At 68.8% G+C, this 18,264-nt stretch carries 16 protein-coding genes and 1 riboswitch; of the genes, 8 read left to right on the plus strand and 8 right to left on the minus strand.

Annotated elements, in window-relative coordinates; all coding sequences use genetic code 11:
• Positions 1 to 202 precede the first annotated feature (202 nt).
• The 5 genes from ACZ7OI_RS25110 to metG form a co-directional block, all read right to left on the minus strand.
• Positions 203 to 1,216, minus strand: coding sequence for a methionine ABC transporter ATP-binding protein (locus ACZ7OI_RS25110; RefSeq protein WP_470266600.1), 1,014 nt, complete (start codon positions 1,214 to 1,216; stop codon positions 203 to 205).
• Positions 1,217 to 1,431: 215 nt separating this feature from the next.
• A riboswitch (SAM riboswitch) is annotated at positions 1,432 to 1,522 on the minus strand.
• Between the two features lie 576 nt (positions 1,523 to 2,098).
• Positions 2,099 to 2,941, minus strand: coding sequence for a 16S rRNA (adenine(1518)-N(6)/adenine(1519)-N(6))-dimethyltransferase RsmA (rsmA, locus tag ACZ7OI_RS25115; protein WP_470266601.1), 843 nt, complete (start codon positions 2,939 to 2,941; stop codon positions 2,099 to 2,101).
• A gap of 92 nt (positions 2,942 to 3,033) precedes the next feature.
• A complete protein-coding gene (locus ACZ7OI_RS25120; RefSeq protein ID WP_470266683.1) occupies positions 3,034 to 4,416 on the minus strand; it encodes a transglycosylase family protein in 1,383 nt (460 codons plus the stop codon).
• A gap of 427 nt (positions 4,417 to 4,843) precedes the next feature.
• On the minus strand, positions 4,844 to 5,668 hold the full coding sequence (locus ACZ7OI_RS25125) for a TatD family hydrolase (RefSeq protein ID WP_470266602.1): 825 nt from the start codon (positions 5,666 to 5,668) through the stop codon (positions 4,844 to 4,846).
• Positions 5,669 to 5,957: 289 nt separating this feature from the next.
• Positions 5,958 to 7,754, minus strand: a complete 1,797-nt coding sequence (gene metG, locus ACZ7OI_RS25130) for a methionine--tRNA ligase (protein ID WP_470266603.1) — start codon at positions 7,752 to 7,754, stop codon at positions 5,958 to 5,960.
• A 62-nt stretch (positions 7,755 to 7,816) separates the two neighbouring features.
• Here metG and ACZ7OI_RS25135 point away from each other — a divergent pair, with 62 nt between their 5' ends.
• The 5 genes from ACZ7OI_RS25135 (at position 7,817) to ACZ7OI_RS25155 (ending at position 12,245) form a co-directional block, all read left to right on the plus strand.
• Entirely contained in the window at positions 7,817 to 8,404 is a 588-nt protein-coding gene (locus ACZ7OI_RS25135; RefSeq protein ID WP_470266604.1) for a PadR family transcriptional regulator, read from the plus strand.
• A gap of 92 nt (positions 8,405 to 8,496) precedes the next feature.
• Entirely contained in the window at positions 8,497 to 9,495 is a 999-nt protein-coding gene (locus ACZ7OI_RS25140; RefSeq protein ID WP_470266605.1) for an ATP-binding cassette domain-containing protein, read from the plus strand.
• A complete protein-coding gene (locus ACZ7OI_RS25145; protein ID WP_470266606.1) occupies positions 9,485 to 10,249 on the plus strand; it encodes an ABC transporter permease in 765 nt (254 codons plus the stop codon). Before ACZ7OI_RS25140 ends, ACZ7OI_RS25145 begins: the two co-directional genes overlap by 11 nt.
• 97 nt (positions 10,250 to 10,346) lie before the next feature.
• Positions 10,347 to 10,961, plus strand: coding sequence for a glycoside hydrolase family 25 protein (locus tag ACZ7OI_RS25150; protein ID WP_470266607.1), 615 nt, complete (start codon positions 10,347 to 10,349; stop codon positions 10,959 to 10,961).
• Positions 10,962 to 11,006: 45 nt separating this feature from the next.
• Complete coding sequence (locus tag ACZ7OI_RS25155) at positions 11,007 to 12,245, plus strand: aminodeoxychorismate synthase component I (RefSeq protein ID WP_470266608.1); 1,239 nt, start codon at positions 11,007 to 11,009, stop codon at positions 12,243 to 12,245.
• Between the two features lie 34 nt (positions 12,246 to 12,279).
• Here ACZ7OI_RS25155 and ACZ7OI_RS25160 read toward each other — a convergent pair whose 3' ends face one another.
• Positions 12,280 to 13,239 (minus strand): quinone oxidoreductase family protein, encoded by a 960-nt coding sequence (locus ACZ7OI_RS25160; protein ID WP_470266609.1) that lies wholly within the window; start codon positions 13,237 to 13,239, stop codon positions 12,280 to 12,282.
• A 172-nt stretch (positions 13,240 to 13,411) separates the two neighbouring features.
• Between ACZ7OI_RS25160 and ACZ7OI_RS25165 the strand changes: the two genes are divergently transcribed.
• Both ACZ7OI_RS25165 and ACZ7OI_RS25170 read left to right on the plus strand, forming a co-directional pair.
• A complete protein-coding gene (locus tag ACZ7OI_RS25165) occupies positions 13,412 to 13,888 on the plus strand; it encodes a QsdR family transcriptional regulator (RefSeq protein ID WP_470236078.1) in 477 nt (158 codons plus the stop codon).
• Positions 13,889 to 13,897: 9 nt separating this feature from the next.
• Positions 13,898 to 15,019 carry a TolB-like translocation protein gene (locus ACZ7OI_RS25170; protein ID WP_470266610.1) on the plus strand — a complete coding sequence of 374 codons (1,122 nt, stop codon included), beginning with the start codon at positions 13,898 to 13,900 and terminating at the stop codon, positions 15,017 to 15,019.
• Position 15,020: 1 nt separating this feature from the next.
• On the opposite strand, the gene rsmI is transcribed toward ACZ7OI_RS25170, so the two are convergent.
• Entirely contained in the window at positions 15,021 to 15,860 is an 840-nt protein-coding gene (gene rsmI / locus ACZ7OI_RS25175) for a 16S rRNA (cytidine(1402)-2'-O)-methyltransferase (protein WP_470266611.1), read from the minus strand.
• 54 nt (positions 15,861 to 15,914) lie between these two features.
• On the opposite strand from rsmI, the gene ACZ7OI_RS25180 reads away from it, so the two are divergent.
• Positions 15,915 to 17,483: a dolichyl-phosphate-mannose--protein mannosyltransferase gene (locus ACZ7OI_RS25180; RefSeq protein WP_470266612.1), complete on the plus strand. Its 1,569-nt coding sequence runs from the start codon at positions 15,915 to 15,917 to the stop codon at positions 17,481 to 17,483.
• Here the strand turns inward: ACZ7OI_RS25180 and ACZ7OI_RS25185 are convergent.
• Positions 17,434 to 18,213, minus strand: a complete 780-nt coding sequence (locus tag ACZ7OI_RS25185) for an AraC family transcriptional regulator (protein ID WP_470266613.1) — start codon at positions 18,211 to 18,213, stop codon at positions 17,434 to 17,436. The genes ACZ7OI_RS25180 and ACZ7OI_RS25185 overlap by 50 nt on opposite strands.
• Between the last annotated feature and the right edge of the window lie 51 nt (positions 18,214 to 18,264).

An 18,264-nucleotide genomic window follows, 5' to 3' on the forward strand; every position in this document is an offset into this window, starting at 1 on the left:
GCGCGGACCATCGAGACAAAAGCGGGGGCGCGGGGGGGGTTGGGGGGGAGAGGTTTACCCCCCCCCCGGGCTGCGACACTCCCCTCCCCCCCACGCCGACTTAAGGCGATCCCGCCCGCGACGGCGGAGCCGGCGCCATCAAACACAGTTCTGCCGCGCCATCAAACACAGCCGTCACCAATCAAGCAGCAACCACACCCTGTCAAGCCGCAACCACACCCTGCGGCCCCCGAGCCACCTGACTCACGTGCGCCCCCCGATCAGCGATCCACGACAGCGCCGCGTCAGCTCGTTCGCCCCGCACCCCGAGCCGGAAGCGAGCGATCGGAGTGTCCCCGATCCGAGTGAGGCCACCACCAATGGTGGCGAGTTCCACGTCGAACCGGCTGGCCGCCTCAGGCAGCAACGCGCCCACCGACGCAAACCCGATCAGCACAACGTCGACCGCGCGGTCGTACTTCGCGGCCTGGGTGCGCGAGGTCTCGATCGACGGCAGCACCGCCTGCGCGGTCCAGCTGTCCGGCGTCGAGATCAGGTCGAGCACCGTGCCGCGTTCGACGATCGCGCCGTTGTCGAGGACCGCGACGTCGTCGCAGACCCGGCGGACGACGTCGGCGTCCGGCGTGGTGACGACGACCGTCACGCCCAGTTCGGCGCGCGCCCGGTCGAGCACGGCCAGCACCGCGCCGGCGTCCTCGGCCGAGACCCCGGCGGTCGGGTCGTCGGCGAGCAGCACGGCCGGTCCGGCGGCGAGCGCCTTCGCGACCGCGACCCGGCGGAGCTGGCCTTCGGTGAGCTCTTCCGGCTTCTGCGCGGCGCGCGGGGTGAGGCCGACCAGGTCGAGCAGCGAGCCGACCCGGCTGCGCCGCTGCGGGCCGTCGACGCCGAGCTGTTCCAGCGGGCTGGCGATGTTGCCCGCGATGGTGCGCTCGGCGAGCAGCTCCGGCTTGGTCCCGACGACACCGAGTTGGCGGCGGATCTCCCGCAGCCGCTTGCCGTCGAGCGTCGCGGTGTTGAGGCCGTCGAGCCGCACGACACCGCGGTCGGGGCGCTCCTGCAGCGCGATGCAACGGGCGAGGGTCGACTTGCCGGAACCGGACGGACCCACGATTCCGAACAGCGAGCCGGCTTGCACGTCAACGCTCACGTCGCGCAGCGCGGCGACGCGATTTCCGTGGAAGGGAAAGGACTTGGACACGTTTTCGACAGTGATCACGAAAGGGCTCCAGGCAAAACGAGGCGCAGCGCCGCTTCCGGGCGCGCCAGGCGTCATCGAATTACCGTCCACAGTGGACGGCGCAAGAAACTACAGAGAAAAGATCAGGCGATGACCATGGAGCGTTGACACGCACATACCGAGCGGCGACCTTCGTCGACTACGCGCCGGCGGGTCAGCAGGAGCGGGCGGGTGACCCTCTTCATCGAAAACAGCCTCCATCGGTCCTGGCGGTAGCACCTGCCCTGCGGAGGGTGGTTGCTGCGACTTCGGCGAGCCAGGTCTCTCAGTCGCTCGGGATGGACGCTTTCGAGTAAAGCCGATCCCATTGGCTGAACGCAAGCGCGTTGGTGCAGATCACACGTCTGGTGGTGCCCGCATACCGGAACACCGCGTCCAAGACCCGGAAACCCGGAACCTCGGTCGCCGAACAGTGCTTCGACCTGGGAAACCCTCGCCCCAGTGGCCGGTCGCGAACCAGTTCGTTCCACTGTGGACGATCAAGGATCTTTGTGGAACAACAGTTTTCTCGTTGTCAAGTGACCGGCGCCCGCGGACTGCAACGCCGGATTCGCGAGGTCCGCGACCGAGTCGAGATAGGTCAGTGAAGCGAAGCACCTCGAACCGGCGTCCCTGAACAATCCGGCCCAGGGAGCAATCAGACTCCCCCGAATGCCAAGGCTCTGACGAGCCGACCGTCACAGGTAACCGGCCATCTCGGCCGCAATCGCACGATCACCGAAAGTAGCTGGCTGCCCCGGAATGCCCACGATCAGCGACGACGCAAGGTCATCAGGCCACCCAGCGAAATCAAGGCCCGCATCCGGAATACCCGCCGCGCCGCCGCAGTTGGACGTCACAAGCGAGCGACGTGGGAGGGGGTCAGTTTGCGGCAGCCGCAATCCGCGCGAACGCGTGCACGTCGAGCTGTTCCCCGCGCGTCTTCGGGTCGATCCCCGCTTGGACTAGCAACTCACCGGCCCGCTCGGCGGAACCGGCCCATCCGGCCAGCGCGGCCCGCAAAGTCTTGCGCCGCTGCGAAAACGCCGCGTCGACCACCGCGAACAACCGCGCGCGATCCACTCCGGAAACCGGGTCGGTCCGGGTGAACGACACCAGTGCGGAATCGACGTTCGGCACCGGCCAGAACACCGCTCGCGGCACCGCGGCGACCTTGCGCGCCGGTCCGTACCAAGCGAGCTTCACGCTCGGCACGCCGTAAGTCCGGCTGCCCGGCCCGGCCGCCATCCGATCGGCGACCTCGGTCTGGACCATCACGAGCCCGCTGCGCAGCGACGGCAGTTCGGCCAGCAGATGCAGCACCACCGGCACCGCGACGTTGTAGGGCAGGTTCGCCACGATCGACACCGGCTCAGCCGGCAGATCGGCAGCCCGCACCCGCAGCGCGTCGGCTCCGACGACGGTCAGCCGCTCCGCTGCCTCCGGGGCGCGCTCGGCGACAGTGCGAGGCAGGCGGGCGGCCAGCACCGGATCGATCTCCACGGCGACGACCTGAGCGCCAGCGGCGAGCAGGCCGAGCGTCAGCGACCCGAGACCGGGCCCGACCTCCAGCACGACGTCCCCCGGCCGCACGCCGCCGAGTTCGACGATGCGGCGGACCGTGTTGGGGTCGTGCACGAAGTTCTGCCCGAGCTTCTTCGTGGGCCGGACGTCGAGTTCGTCGGCCAGCCCGCGGATTTCGACAGGCCCCAGCAGTTCCACCACCGGACGAGCCTACCCAGCGCCGCGGGGCGCACGAAAAACAGGCGGCCGGGAGCGCGAAGCTCCCGGCCGCCTGCTGGAAATTCCGATGCCGCTCAGGCCTTGTAGCCGCAGCCCCAGGCGCTGTAGCCGCCGCGAGCGTCGCGCACCTTCTCGGCGGTCGCGATCTGCTGCTCACGGGTGGCCTTGTCGGCCGTCGGGGCGTACTGCGTGCCGCCGTAAGCCGCCCAGGTCTGCTTGTCGAACTGGAGGCCGCCGTAGTAGCCGTTGCCGGTGTTGATGGACCAGTTGCCGCCCGACTCGCACTGCGCGATCCGGTCCCACACGCCGGTGTCGCCGATGGCCGGGGCCGGCGGCTTCTTGGTGCCGACCTTGATGATCTTGGCCTTGGCCTCGACCAGGGTCTTCTCCGAGACCTGCTCGCGCGAGATCTCTTCGCCGTTCTTCTTCGTGACCTTGTAGGTCACCAGCTTCTTGCCCGGCGTGCCCGGGTCCTCGACGCTCTGCTGGCCCTGCAGCTGCGTCGGGTCGTCGACCTTCTGCACCTCGGGGTCGATGGTCTCTTCCTGGTTGACCATCGACACGCCCATGCGGCTGACGTGGACCTCGGCGCCGTTCTTCAGGCTGACGTCGAGGCCGCCGTCGATCGCGTCGTCCGGGCCGAGGTTCAGCTTCAGGTCGGAGGCGAGCTCCTTGGTGGTCACCGCGTTGGTGCTCACCTGGCGGGGCGCGTTGGTGCCGTCGAAAAGCGTGATGTGCTTGAGGGTCTTGACCTGGACGGTCGACCCCTCGAGCGGAAGGTCGCCGGTCTGCGGCATCGACGTCCACGCGCCCTGGGAGAGCATGCTGCCCATGCCGAGCTGGTTCATCGCCTCGCCGAGCGTGGTCGCCCGGACCCAGGAGGGCCGCGACACGCCGTCCACGACGAGGTTCAGCTGACGGCCGCGCTCGAGCTTGATGACGCCGCCGTCGCCGACCGCCGCCTGCGGCGAGGGCGAAAGCGCGTCGTGCTCGCCGACCGACAGGCCCGCGTCCTTGAGGACGTCGCCGACGGTGCCGCCGTAGCTGTGCACGGTCTGCTGGTGGCCGTCGACGTCGACGGTGATGCTCTTGTTCATCGCGAGCGCCGCCGCGCCGCCACCGCCGACGGTGACCAGCAGCGAAAGCACCGCGCCCTTGAGGAAGCGGCGCTTCCAGGTCTTGGTCGCCTCGCGCAGCCCTTCCTCGACCGCGGCCTTCTTGGCCTGCGGGGAGGCGGTGCGGTCTTCCTCGACCTCGTCCGGGAGGACGAGCGGCGGAAGCATCGTGGTTTCCGCGTTGATGAGGCGGATCAGCTCGTCGACGTCGACGTCGATTTCCGACATCAGCATGTCGGCGTCCGGGCCCAGCGCGGCGAGCACGTCCTGCTCGGTCACGCGGAGCTCGTCGGAGAAGTCAAGCTGCCCGTACGCGGTGTCTTCGAGCTCGCGGTCGAGCACGGCCACCGAGGACGCGGAGGAGGAAAAATACGCCGAACCCGCGTCAAGACGCGTGTCATCCTGCCGACTACCAGTCACCGGGTCGTTCCCTTTCCCAAGACATCGCGCGTGTTTCGCGCGTCGCCCTTCGTTCGCGACGCACCCTCAGGCGCGCCTCTCAAGTCCGACACCCCCAGCCAGCGCCATCGTCACGGTCCCAGGTCGTACCAACCCCGGTTCCGCTTCCCCGACGTGCACTGACGTGACTGGTGGGCGTATCAGCCGGCTCCGCTGCGCAGAACCGACCGGCACGATCACGGGACAGTAACGGGTGTTGGCAGGTTGCGCAAACACCCCCCGGAGTGTCGTGACTTGCGTCACTCATCAGGTGGACGAATGCGCGGTCTCGAATGTCGCAATCCGTGCAAGCCGTTGTGACACTGAGGAATCAGACGGGCAGCCGGTATGCGCGTTCGGCAGTGGTCCGGACCGCTTCGGCCACCTCGTGGACCGCCTCGCCGCGCAGTTGGGCGAGGAAGCGGACGGTGTAAGCGGTGCAATACGGCTCGTTCGGCCGCCCACGGTAGGGATGAGGCGTCAGAAACGGCGCGTCCGTCTCGGCGAGGAACTGCCCGCGCGGCACGATGCGCGCGGCCTCGTGCAGCCCGCGCGCGTTCTTAAAGGTGACCGTGCCGGCGAAGGACAGGATGTAGCCCTTGTCGATACAACGGCGCGCGATGTGCTCGTCGCCAGAGAAGCAGTGGAAGACGACCGTCTCGGGCGCGCCTTCCTCGTCGAGGATGCGAAGCACGTCCTCGTGCGCGTCGCGGTCGTGGATCATCAGCGCCTTGCCGAGCCGCTTCGCGAGGTCGATGTGCCAGCGGAAGGCAACCTGCTGCGCATCGTGCGGCGAGTAGTCCCAGTAGTAATCGAGACCGGTCTCGCCGACCGCGACCACCCGGTCCCCCTGCGCCAGACGCTCCACTTCGGACTGTTCGGCAGGCCCGAATTCCTTGGTGCGCGTGGGATGGATGGCCACAGCCGCGAAGACCCGCGAGTCCCAGGTGGACGCTTCGGTGGCCCAACGAGCGGCCGCAAGATCGTCCGCGACCGTGACAACACGCGCGACGCCAGCCCGCTCCGCCCGGTCAACCATCTCCGCGACATCAGCCGCGGTCTTGGCTCCGCATGCGTCGAGATGAGTGTGCGCGTCGACCACCGTCACCGGCAGCCGGTCGGGGATCGGGGGAAGTTCGCGCTTTTCGTCACTCATAACCCCAAAGCTACTGCGCCCCCTCCCCCGGACGCTGTGAGGGGAACCCTGACGGACTCAGATTCCCCCAGGGTTCCCCTCACAGCCCTAAACCGCCACCGGCGCACCCAACCCACCAGCGCACCCACACCACCCCCGCACCCCGATACGAAGCCAAAAACGCGGACGGCGGGTGCTTGTCAAGGCATCTTTCCCGCCTTGACAAGCACCCGCCGTCCGTCATCACAATGGGCTTCGGGGTGCCCCTACTAAACAGGGCGCAATGTCGCCGCCAGGCGACGAGCAGACCTCAGTCAGTCACAATCGGGGCCCACTCCGGCCCGGTCTCGCCGAGCTTCGGGTCCAGCTTCGTGAACAGCGGCGTCGGCTTCTCCAACGGCCGCCCGACCTCGATCGGCTTCGACTCCCACTTCGCCTGCTCGCTCTTGTAGTCGCCGGTGAGGATCGGGTTGATCCGGTCCGGCACGTCGAGGTCCTCGACCTCCTGCAACTCAGGCTGCGCAGCCCAAACCCCGGTCCCGCCCAGCGCCTCGTGCACCTTCTGCGCCGAATGCGGCAAGAACGGCGTCAGCAAGGTATTGGCATCACTGACCACCTGCAACGCCGTGTGCAACACCGCATCCCGCCGATCCGGATCCTCCTTGAGCTTCCAAGGCTCCTGATCCGACAGATACCGGTTAGCCGCCGTGACCACCCGCATCGCCTCAGCCGCGGCCAGCTTGAACCGCGACCGAGCAAGATGCCCGCCCGCCGTATCGAACGCCTGCCGCGACAGCGCCTTCAACTCCTCGTCCGCGGGCGCAGGCGCGGTCGGAGCAGGAATCGCCCCATTGTTCTTGTGCGCCATCGAAATCGACCGGTTGACGAGGTTCCCCCACTCGTTGGCCAGCTCGAAGTTGGTCCGCCGGACGAACTCGTCCCACGTGAAGTCCGTGTCCTGAGTCTCCGGACCGGCCACCGAGATGAAGTACCGCAGCGCGTCCGGCCCGAACTCCCGCAGGAAGTCGTGCACGTAAATGACCGTGCCCCGGGAAGTGGAGAACTTCGACCCGCTCATCGTGAGGAACTCGCTGGACACGATCTCGTCCGGCAGGTGCAGCTTGCCGTACTTGCCGGCCTCGCCGCCGCGATCGCCGTCGCCGTTCTGGCCGAGCAGCAGCGCGGGCCAGATCTGGGCGTGGAAGGTGATGTTGTCCTTGCCCATGAAGTAGTAAGCGCGCGCGTCGGCGTTGGCCCACCACTCCTGCCACGCGTCCGGGGTGCCGTTGCGGCGGGCCCATTCGACGCTCGCCGAGAAGTACCCGATGACCGCGTCGAACCAGACGTAGAACCGCTTGAGCGGCTGGTCGCGCCAGCCGTCCAGCGGGATCTTCACGCCCCAGTCGAGGTCGCGGGTGATCGGCCGCGGCCGCATGTCGTCGATCAGGTTGCGGGTGAAGTTGAGGACGTTCGGCCGCCAGTCGGTCTTGGTGCCGAGCCAGTCGCCGAGGGTTTTGGTGAACGCGGGCAGGTCGAGGAAGTAGTGCTCGGTCTCGACGAACTTCGGCGTCTCGCCGTTGATCCGCGACTTCGGGTTGATCAGCTCGGCGGCGTCGAGCTGATTGCCGCAGTTGTCGCACTGGTCGCCGCGCGCGCCGTCGTAGCCGCAGATCGGGCAGGTGCCCTCGATGTAGCGGTCGGGCAGCGTGCGTCCGGTTGACGGGCTGATCGCGCCGCGGGTGGTCTTCGGGACCACGTAGCCGTTGCGGTTGAGCGCGAGGAAGATTTCCTGCGTCACCGCGGCGTGGTTGCCGGTGGTGGTGCGGGTGAACAGGTCGTAGGAGAGGCCGAGGCCCCGCAGGTCCTCGTCGATCTGGCGGGTGTACTTGTCCGCGGTCTGCTGCGGGGTCATCCCCTCTTTGTCCGCCTGGACGGTGATCGGCGTGCCGTGTTCGTCGGTCCCGGACACCATGAGCACCCGGTTGCCGGCCATTCGCTGGTAGCGGGAGAAGACGTCGGACGGGACGCCGAATCCGGACACGTGGCCGATGTGGCGGGGGCCGTTGGCGTAGGGCCAGGCCACCGCGGTCAACACAGGGGTGCTCATACCTGTTTAGCCTACGGATGCGCTCCAGAGCTTTTCGTGGTGGTCGGAGAAGGGAGAGCCGGTTGTCGGCGACGCGTCTGCTGGTGCTCGGGGTCGTGCGGATGTTCGGCCGCGCGCACGGCTATCAGGTGCGCCGCGAACTGCTGTCGTGGTCGGCGGACCAGTGGGCGAACGTCCAGCCCGGTTCGATCTACCACGCGCTCAAGAAAATGGCCGCCGAGGACCTGCTGGAGAAGATCGACGTCGAACCGGGCGACGGCGGTCCGGACCGGGTCGCCTACCGGCTTTCGCCCGCGGGCGAGCAGGAATTCCAGGTGCTCATCGCGAAAGGGCTGTCCAATCCGGACGCGAGCAACGCGGAGCTGTGCGCGGCGGTGAGCCTGATGCCCGCGCTCCCCCGGAAGTACGTGATCAGCCTGCTCAGGCAGAACCTGATCCACTTCGAGGCGGAAGAACGCCGGTCTCGGCTGAGCCTCGAGGGCGACACCTGGGGCAAGCCTTCGCACGTGTCCGAGCTGTTCCGCCTGTGGGGCGGGATCGCCAGCGCGAGCCGGGAATGGCTCGCCGGATTGATCGAGCGGCTGGAAGCGGGCGAGTACGTGATGGCCGACGACCCCGGCTCGGCGTTCGAGCCGCCCGCTCCCAAGTAATCAAATTTGACTAACCCTGTCTCCCTCGGGCACAGTGTGCGCGTCAGCTAGTCAAGATTGATTAGTTGAGCTCTGGGAGGAGAGGGGTTTCCATGATCACGGCACGCGGACTCGAGCGGCGGTTCCGCCGCAAGGGCCGAGCCGGTGGCGAGGTGCACGCGGTGAAGGGGGTCGATCTCGACGTCGAGGCGGGCGAGCTGGTCGGGTTCCTCGGCCCGAACGGGGCGGGCAAGACCACCACGCTGCGCATGCTCACCACCCTGCTGAAACCGACCGCGGGCACGGCGACCGTCGGCGGGCACGACCTGCTGACCGACGCGGCGGGGGTGCGCCGCAACATCGGGTACGTCGCACAGGGCGGCGGGACCGCGCCCGAATCGCGCGTCGGGGAAGAGCTGGAGCTGCAGGGCAGGCTGTACCGGATGAGCAAGGCCGACGCGATCGCGCGCGGCAAGGTGCTCGCCGACCAGCTCGACCTGAACGGGCTCGAGCACCGGGCCACTAAGACGCTGTCCGGGGGTCAGCGGCGCAGGCTCGACATCGCGATGGGGCTGATCCATTCGCCGGGGCTGGTCTTTCTCGACGAGCCGTCCACCGGGCTCGACCCGCAGAGCCGGGCGAACCTGTGGGAACACATCCGGCGATTGCGCGCCGAACAGGGCGTGACGATCTTCCTGACCACGCATTACCTCGACGAGGCGGACGCGCTGGCCGACCGGCTGATCGTGATCGACGACGGCCGGATCGTCGCCGAAGGCCAGCCGGACGCGCTGAAAGCGCAGGTCTCCGGCGACGGCGTGGCGATCGAGGTGGATCCCGAATCCGCCGCGGCCGCCGCGGACCTGGCCCGGCAGCTGCCCGGCGCGCACGAGTTCGCGGTGTCCGAGGGGTCGATCCGGTTCCGGGTGCCGCGCGGCGACACCGCGATGCCGGAGCTGCTGCGCGCGCTCGACGCCAAGGACATCGCGACGACCGCCATGCAGGTCACGCGGCCGACCCTGGACGACGTATTCCTTACTCTCACCGGCCGGTCGCTGCGCGAAGCCGAGCAGCCCGCGCCGGCGGAACCGGAGGTGTCCGGTGTTGCATGACACCTGGCTGATTTTCCGCCGCGACATGGCGGGCGCCCTGCGAAATCCGGCGTGGCTGCTGATCGGGCTCGCCCAGCCGCTGCTGTACCTGTTCTTCTTCGGCCCACTGCTGGTGAAGTCGCTCGGCGCGCAGGGGATGTCTGAGGTCGACGGCTGGATGGTGCTCACGCCCGCGCTGATCGCGCAGCTGGCGCTGTTCGGCAGTTCGTTCGTGGGCTTCGGGCTGCTTGCCGAATTCCGGTCCGGCGTGGTCGAGCGGCTGCGCGTCACCCCGGTGCACCGGGCCGCGCTGCTGCTCGGGAAGGTGCTGGCGAACGCGTTGCAGGCGGTCGTGCAGGCGATGCTGATCATCCTGCTCGCCTACCTGGTGTTCGACCTGAACGCGCCGTTCGGCGGAGTGTTGCTGAGCCTCGCGATCGTGTTCCTGCTCGCGCTCACGCTGGCGTCGTGCTCCTACGCGCTGGCGCTCACGCTCAAGAGCGAGGAGGCGTTCCCGGCACTGCTCAACGCGGTGCTCATGCCGTTGCTGCTGCTGTCCGGGATCCTCATCCCGATCACGTCCGGGCTGGCTCCGAAGTGGCTGTACACGATCTCGCAGATCAACCCGTTCCGGCACGTGGTCGACGTGGAGCGCAACAGCTTCCGCGGCGACTTCTCGATGGACGCGCTGTTCACCGGCAGCGTGGTCGTGCTGGTCATGGCCGTTGTGGCCGTGTGGTGGGGAACGCGCACCTTCCAACGGGAAAACGCCTGATCAAAGCGTATCGACACGCCGGGAAAGGTCACCCCGCTCCGGAACTCCGGACGTAGGGTGGCCTTTCACCCGTCGTGGGGCTTGTCAGGGGTGCGTGGTGGCGGAACCGGAGAGTGGGCGCGGACTCACGCTCACTCATCGCGAGCAAGTGCTCGATTGGGCGGCGGTGCGCGGCGCCGACGTGCGCTTCGCTTCGGTGACGATCAGCGAGAACGTCAACTGGAGCGATCCCGGCGCGGAGCGGACGCTGGCCGCGGCCCAGCACGCGGGCATTCACACCGGGGCCCGGCATTACGCCCGGCCCGGCGCGGTGCACGACCAGGCCGACCATTTCGTCCGGACGGCGAGCAGGCTCGGGGCGTTCGCGCCCGGTTCGCTCGCCCCCGCGCTCGAGGTGGACGCGCAAAGCGTCGACGACCGGTTCGTGAAGGCGTGGATCAAGCACGTGCGGCACGCCGCGAAGATCCGCCGGGTGCTCGTGTACGCCGGGCACGACTGCTGGGCGCACCGGCTGCACCCGGACCGCTGGGCCGATTCCGAAGTGGTGCTGTGGCTCGTGCGGCACAACGGCATTCCCGGGCGGCCCGGCTGGTTCCATTCGCGGCTCGGGCTGCACCAGCACGCCTTCGCGCCGGACGTTCCCGGGGTCGACGGGCCGGTGGCGCAGGACGCGGTGGTGTACCCCTTCGCGCTGTCCGATGTGCTGCTCTGATCACCTTTTCCGCTGGTCACCGTCGGTTTCCGGCACAATGGCGCGATGCGTTTCCAGCGGCTGCGGACCGACCTGTCACCTTCGCGGGTGCTCGTCGCGCTGTCCGCGTACGCCCGGGCGCACGGCCTGCCCGAACCGGCTGCGGTCTGTGGGGACTGGTTCGAGTCGCGGGCGGTGGTGGCTCCGTTCCTCGCGGTGACTCCGCGGCCGTTCCCTTCGCTCCCGGGCCCTTCGGGTCCTTCGGATCGGGTCGGCGGCGGATGGTTCGGGTTTCTTGCTTACGACCAGGCGGATCCGTCCGGACGCTCGACCGGGGTTCCGGCGTCGGCCTGGGGCTGGGCGGATCACGTGCTGCGCTGGGACGCGGCGGGAGTGTGCTGGTTCGAGTCGCTCGAAGGTGACGCTGACGCGCAGCTTGCGCTGGTGGAGCGGGCGCTGGCTGGGTCCGCGGACTTGTCGTGGTCGGCAAGTGCGTTGCAGCGACCGTCCGGGCACGAGCAGGCGGTGAAAGCGTGCGTGCACGAGATCGAGGCGGGTGAGCTGTTCCAGGCGAACGTCTGCTCGCGGTTCACCGGGACGTTCGAGGGTTCAGCGGCCGCGCTGTTCGCCGAGGGGGTGCGACGGCTGGCTCCGAGGCGGGCGGCTTACGTCGCCGGTGCATGGGGTTCGGTGGTTTCGCTGTCGCCGGAGCTGTTTCTGGCCCGGCACGGCCGCCGCGTGCGGTCGTCGCCGATCAAGGGGACGCTGCCCCGGCGCGGTCCGGCGGACGACGGCAACGCGCTCCGGTTGCGGCAGTCGGCGAAGGACGTCGCGGAGAACGTGATGATCACCGACCTGGTGCGCAACGATCTCGGCCGGGTGTGCGAGGTCGGCAGCGTCGTGGTGCCGGAACTGCTCGCGGTGCATCCGGCGCCGGGGGTGTGGCATCTGGCGTCCACTGTGGAGGGTGTGCTGGCGGACGGGGTGACCGACGCCGGACTGCTGGCCGCGACGTTCCCGCCCGGTTCGGTCACCGGCGCGCCGAAGATCCGGGCGCTGGACCTGATCGCCGAACTGGAACCGGTCGCGCGCGGGGTGTACACCGGCGCGGTCGGGATGGTGTCGCCGCTGGCCGGACTGGAGCTGAACGTGGCGATCCGGACGTTCGAGATCGCCGGGGACCGGATCGCGCTGGGAGTCGGCGGCGGGATCACGGCGGACTCGGACAGCGCCGCGGAATGGCAAGAGTGCCTGCACAAAGCGGCGCCGTTGGAGTCTTTGCTGGCCAGCCCTCGTGAGTGCTAAAGCCGGTTCTCACCGGTTTTAGCACTCACGAGACTTACCGGCGCGGGTCGAGCAGCAACTTGCCCGTCGTGCCACGGGAACGCAGTGCTTCGTGGGCCTTCCGGGCGTCCTCCAGCGCGTACTCGCCGCCCGCGATCGCGCGGAGCTTCCCGTCCAGGACCATCGTGAACAGGTCGGACAGCGCGGTGCCGAAAACGTTGCCCGGCAAGCGGAACACGTGCGGCAGCCACATCCCGGCCACGGTCGTGCTGTGGCCGAGCAGGTTGCGCAATTCGATCGGCTTCGGCGAACGGCGGCCGGCCATGCCGTAGAACACCAGGCGGCCGAACGGGGCCAGCGCGACGATGCTCTGATCGGTCGTCGGACCGCCGACCATGTCGAGAACGACGTCGACCCGCTTGCCGCCGTTGGCTTCCCGGAGGACCTCGGTCATGTTCTCCGCGCGGGAATCGACCGCGACGTCCGCGCCGAGCTCGATCGCCAGCGCGCGCTTTTCCTCGCTGCTCGCGGTCGCGATGACGCGCCCCGCGCCCCAGGCGTTGGCCAGCTGCACCGCGATCGACCCGACGCCGCCCGCCGCGGCGTGCACGACGACGGACTCGCCGGGCTCGAGGTGAGCGTTCTTGCGCAGCATGATCCACGCGGTCGCGCCCTGGACCAGCATCGACAGCGCGTTCAGGTCGTCGACGCCGTCCGGCACCGGGAACGTCATCGCCTCGTCGGCCACGGCGCGCTCGGCGTAACCGCCGCCGTCGTTGAGCAGCGCGACCACGCGCTTGCCGTCCGCCGTGCGCCCGACGACCTCGCCGCCCGGCACGAGCGGCAGCTTGCTCGGGGCGAGGTACGAGTTCTCCGCCTGGTGCGTGTCCGCGTAGTTCAGCCCGACGCGATCGACCTCGATCAGCACCTGCCCCGGTCCGGCCACCGGGTCCGGCAGCTCGACCGGCTTCAGCACCTCGGGACCGCCGAATTCGGTCACCTGCACAGCACGCATCTTCGCGGCTCCTCTCGTCGTGAGACATTTTGCCACATGTCTCATTCATGGGACACTCTCTGCTAACGTCTCACCTATCGACACGCCACTGTCCACCCGCACCTCGCGACCCGACGCCGTCGCGGCCTTCCGCCTCGCCCGCGCCCGGTTCCTCGCCGGAGACCGCGTCGACATGCGCGACCTGGCCGCCGACCTCGGCGTCAGCCGCGCGACCCTGCACCGCTGGGTAGGCAGCCGCGACCACCTGCTGAGCGAAATCCTGTGGGCGGAGACGTCGTCGGTGCTGGATAACGTCAGTTATGCAGGCCGCGGCGGAGACGGCGTCGCGGAGGCAATCGGGGCGTTCGTGCGGACGGTCAACGCGTCCTCGCCCTTTCGCGCTTTCCTTCGCCGAGAGCCGGAGCGCGCGTTGCGGTTGTTGACGACCAAGGCGAGTCTGGTGCAGTCGCGGACCATCGAGAAGGTGTGCGGTTTGCTGTCGGATGAAGTGGCGGCGGGACGGCTGGAGTCACCGTTGCCGGTGGCGGATCTGGCGTATCTGCTCGTGCGGGTCGGTGAGTCGTTCATCTACACCGACGCGATCACCGGGGAGGAGCCGGACGCGGAGAAGGCCTTAATAGCGGCGAAAATGCTGTTGCGCAGTCGCTAAAGTCTTCTGGTGACTGCTGTCCAGGCCATCGCCCGGATCCCCGCCGCTTCGCTCGGCGCGTTGGTGTGCCATCCGAAACTGCCGCTCGTCGCCGGGATCGATCAGGAGCGGCCCGCGGTGCATCTCTACTACGCCGAGCGAGTGCTGCGCGAAATCGGCGCGGTGGGCGCGGATTCCGCGGAGTACGGGAAGTTCGACCACTGGCCTATCGTCGCCTGGCATCCGGAACGGCCGGAACTGGTCGTGTCCCACGGCGGGGAAACGGTGCGCTGGACCCGGTCCGGCACCTCCGTGCTGGACATCGCCGTCTCCGAAGACGTGGCCTACAGCCCGGACGGCCGGTCGCTGTGGACGTCGCCGACCCCACCCGAGCGCTACGACCGTTCGGACGTCATCGATCTCAGCACCGGCGTCGTCGAACCCGCTCCGCTCTGGGACACCGGCATCGCCGCGCATCCGGCGGGCGGGCTGATCGCCACGAACCAGAGCGATCAAGGCGCGTCCTTGGTTCTCTTCTCGCGCCCGGGCGAGAAGCTGCGGTTCGTCGACCGGGCGCTGATTCTGGAGTCCAACTGCTGGGGGCTTCCGGTCTTCAGCTCCGACGGACGGTACCTGGCGATTCATGGCAACACCTACGAACACCAGGTCCTGGTGTTCGAGTTCCCTTCGCTGCGCCGAATCCTGAAGATCCCGCTCAAAAAGTTTTCCATCTCGTCTCAGCTCACCATCGCCTTCGGTGCGCGGCCCGGCGCGCTGTGGATCGGGACGCCGTCCGGCACCTTGCTGGAGGTGGACGTCGCGCGCGACCGAACCACGAAGCACAAACTGCTCCGCTCGGCAGTGACCGCGCTGGCCGCGACGTCGAACGGTGACCTCGTGGTCGCCGGAGACAGCGAACTCGCACTGGTGCCCGTTCCCGGTCCGCGCACTGTCGCGGATCCAGCCGCCGTCGCCGAGTTCCTCGTCGGCACCAAGGAAATTCCTGACGACGTCTTTCCGGAAGACCACGCCGTGCTCACCGACGGCGTCCATACCTGGCGGCCGGAGGAACTGGCCACGATCACCAAAACCGCACCTAGCGACCCGAGGTGGCTGCAGTTCCTAGCCGAAGCCAACGCCCGCAGGAACTGACTCACTTCCGAGCCGCGAGCACCGCCGCGTAAAGCTCCTTCGTAGAAACCCCTGCCGCACTCGCCACCTCGGCCGCGACGGTCTTCAGCCGCTCCCCTGAGGCAACCCGGTCGGCCACCTCCGGCACCAGGTCCGACACCGATGCCTGCCGAGGCGTCGCCCCCTCCAGCACCACCGAGATCTCCCCGCGAACCCCGTCCGCCGCCCACTCGGCCAACTCCGCGAGCGTGCCCCGTTTGACCTCTTCGTACGTCTTCGTCAGCTCCCGGCACACTGCGGCTCGGCGCGTGCCGCCCAACGCCGCAGCGGCGTCCGACAGCAGCGAAGCGATCCGGTGCGGCGATTCGAAGAACACGACAGTCCGACGCTCGCTCACCAACTCCGCGAACCACTTCGACCGCTCACCAGGCTTGCGCGGCGCGAAGCCCTCGAAGCAGAACCGGTCGCAAGGCAGCCCGGACAACGCGAGCGCGGTCGTCACCGCCGAGGGGCCGGGGAGGCAGGTGATCGGCAGATCTTCCTCGACACAAGCGGCCACGAGACGGAACCCGGGATCGGACACGCTCGGCATCCCGGCATCGGTCACGACCAGCACCGTCTCGCCGCCGTGCAGCGCTTCCAGCAGCTTCGGCAGCCGGGCGGTCTCGACGTCCTCGTAGAAGCTGACCACCCGTCCGGAAGGCGACACGCCGAGCGCGGAAGCGAGGCCGCGCAGGCGTCTGGTGTCCTCGGCGGCGATCACGTCCGCCGAGCCCAGCGCCTCGATCAGCCGGGCGGACGCGTCGCCGGGATCGCCCAGCGGGGTGGCGGCGAGCACGAGCCGTCCGGAGGCAGAAGTCATGGCAGTCAGCCTAACCAGACACCATCAGTGGATCAGGCCGTACTATCGGGCCCCGTGACCGCGCTGCTGACCCGTGCCGACGACGAGAGCGTGCGGCCGGACCCGGTCGACGCGCGCCGCCCTCCGACCGACCGCGAAGCCACCCTGCTCGGCCGGGCCATGCCCGCCGACTGGCTGCGCGGCTGGATCGTCACGATCGTGCTGACCGTGATCGGCGGCGTCGTCCGGATGCAGAATCTGGGCTTTCCCACTGACCACAACAGTCCCGTCTTCGACGAGAAGCACTACGTGCCCCAGGCCGCGCAGATGCTGCGCAACGGCGGGTACGAGGACAACGCCGGGTACGAGCTGATCGTGCACCCGCCGCTGGCCAAGGACTTCATCGCGTTCGGCGAGTGGCTCTTCCACTACAACGGCTGGGGCTGGCGGTTCATGTCCGCCGTGGCCGGCACGCTGATCGTGCTGCTCACCGTGCGCATCGCGCGCCGGCTCACCCGCTCGACGCTGCTCGGCGGCATCGCGGGCGTGCTGGTGATCTGCGACGGCGTGCTGCACCTGCAGTCGCGGATGGGGATGCTCGACATCTTCATCGCGTTCTTCGTGCTCGCCGCGTTCGCCTGCGTGCTCTGCGACCGCGACCAGGTGCGGCAGCGGCTGGCCGTCGCGGTGCGCGAAGGCTGGATCGGCGAATCGCAGTGGGGACCGAAGCTCGGCTTCCGCTGGTGGCGGTTCGCGGCCGGGCTGATGATCGGCCTGACCTTCGGCGTCAAATGGTCGGCGCTGTACTATATCGCGGCGTTCGGCCTGCTCACCGTGTTCTTCGATGTCGCGGCCCGGCGCGCGGCGGGCGTTCAGCGGCCGTGGGTCGGCACGATCCGCCGCGACGTCGCGCCCGCACTGTGGGCGATTCTCGTCGTGCCGGTGCTGATGTACCTGGCGGCGTACTGGGCGTGGTTCGCCAGCGAAACCGCGACCGACCGGCACTACACCGAGATCAAGAACCTCGACCCGGGCATGTTCGGCTGGATCCCGCCCGCGCTGCGTTCGCTCGGCAGCTACACCGCCAACGTGCTGCATTTCCACGAGACTCTGGTGACGCCCAAGGACAATCCGCATCCGTGGGAGTCGAAGCCGTGGACGTGGCCGATGGGCCTGCGGCCGATGCTCTACTACTACGACGGCAACGTCACCGGCTGCGGCGAATCGCGCTGCCTCGGCGCGACGATGCTGATCGGCACGCCCGCGATGTGGTGGCTGGCCGTCCCGATGCTCGGCTGGGGCCTGTGGCGCTGGTTCTTCCGCGCGGACTGGCGCTACGCCGCCGTGCTGACCGGCTACTTCGCCGGTTACCTGCCCTGGTTCACCAACATCGACCGGCAGATGTACTTCTTCTACGCCACGCCGATGGCCCCGTTCCTGGTGCTCGGCCTGGTGCTGGCGCTCGGGCAGATCCTCGGCAGCGCCAAACGCGGATTCGAACGCAGGGGCACCGGTCTGCTCGTCGTGTCGCTCTACGTCGGGCTGGTGGTCGCGAACTTCGCCTGGCTGTGGCCGATTCTCAACGGAATCCCGATCACGAACGACCATTGGCAGGCGGAGATGTGGCTGCCTTCGTGGCGCTGAAGTAAGCACCCGGCGGCACCCCGACCGCCCGGCGGAAGGCGGCGACGAACGCGCTGGCCGTCGCGTACCCGACCCGGTGCGCGACGGTCGTCATCGGCAAACCCTGTGCCAGCAACGGCAATGCCGCGCGCAACCGTGCTTGCGTGCGCCAGGTGCCGAACGTCATCCGGCAGTCGCGGGCAAACGCGCGGGCCAGCGTCCGTTCGCTCGCACCGACGTCCCGGCCCAGCTCGGCCAGGCTGCGCGAGTCGGCGGGGTCGGTGAGCACCGCGTCAGCGACGTCTTGCGCTCGGGGATCGGCGGGCGCGGGCACGACGATCGGTGCCACGTCCATCGGCTCCAGCAGATCGAACGCGACCGCCTCGGCGCGACGGCGGGCGTCGTCGCTGATGCCATCCGCGGACAGGTGCTCCAGCAGCTCCCGCAGCAACGGCCGGACGATGACGATTCGCGGAGCGGGCCAGTCGACCGGGCACTGCTCCGGATCGGCGTAGATGCCGCGCAGTTCGGCGTCCCCGACCGCGCCCGTGCGATGCCAGACGCCGACCGGGATCCAGAGCGCGCGCGTGGACGGCAGGACCCATTGCGCGTCGCCGACCATCACCGCGGCGACCCCGCGCGCGGCCCAGACGAGCTGGTGCGCCGGATGGTCGTGCCAGGGGAACCAGGCTCCGGCCGCGATCGGAAGGTCGCCGAGCAGCATCGCGCCGGTTTGACCGTACTGCGACATGAAGTGACAGCCTATCGTCTTCCGGTCAGCGCGGCTCGTCCCTAGCGTCGA

The sequence above is a fragment of the Amycolatopsis sp. NPDC114503 genome (assembly GCF_055633655.1).

Coding starts and splice junctions, on each gene's coding strand:
- ACZ7OI_RS25140 (WP_470266605.1), top strand. CDS start 8,497: ATGATCACGGCACGCGGACTCGAGCGGCGGTTCCGCCGCAAGGGCCGA.
- ACZ7OI_RS25125 (WP_470266602.1), bottom strand. CDS start 5,668: ATGAGTGACGAAAAGCGCGAACTTCCCCCGATCCCCGACCGGCTGCCG.
- ACZ7OI_RS25155 (WP_470266608.1), top strand. CDS start 11,007: ATGCGTTTCCAGCGGCTGCGGACCGACCTGTCACCTTCGCGGGTGCTC.
- ACZ7OI_RS25165 (WP_470236078.1), top strand. CDS start 13,412: ATGCGCGACCTGGCCGCCGACCTCGGCGTCAGCCGCGCGACCCTGCAC.
- ACZ7OI_RS25185 (WP_470266613.1), bottom strand. CDS start 18,213: ATGTCGCAGTACGGTCAAACCGGCGCGATGCTGCTCGGCGACCTTCCG.
- ACZ7OI_RS25160 (WP_470266609.1), bottom strand. CDS start 13,239: ATGCGTGCTGTGCAGGTGACCGAATTCGGCGGTCCCGAGGTGCTGAAG.
- metG (WP_470266603.1), bottom strand. CDS start 7,754: ATGAGCACCCCTGTGTTGACCGCGGTGGCCTGGCCCTACGCCAACGGC.
- rsmI (WP_470266611.1), bottom strand. CDS start 15,860: ATGACTTCTGCCTCCGGACGGCTCGTGCTCGCCGCCACCCCGCTGGGC.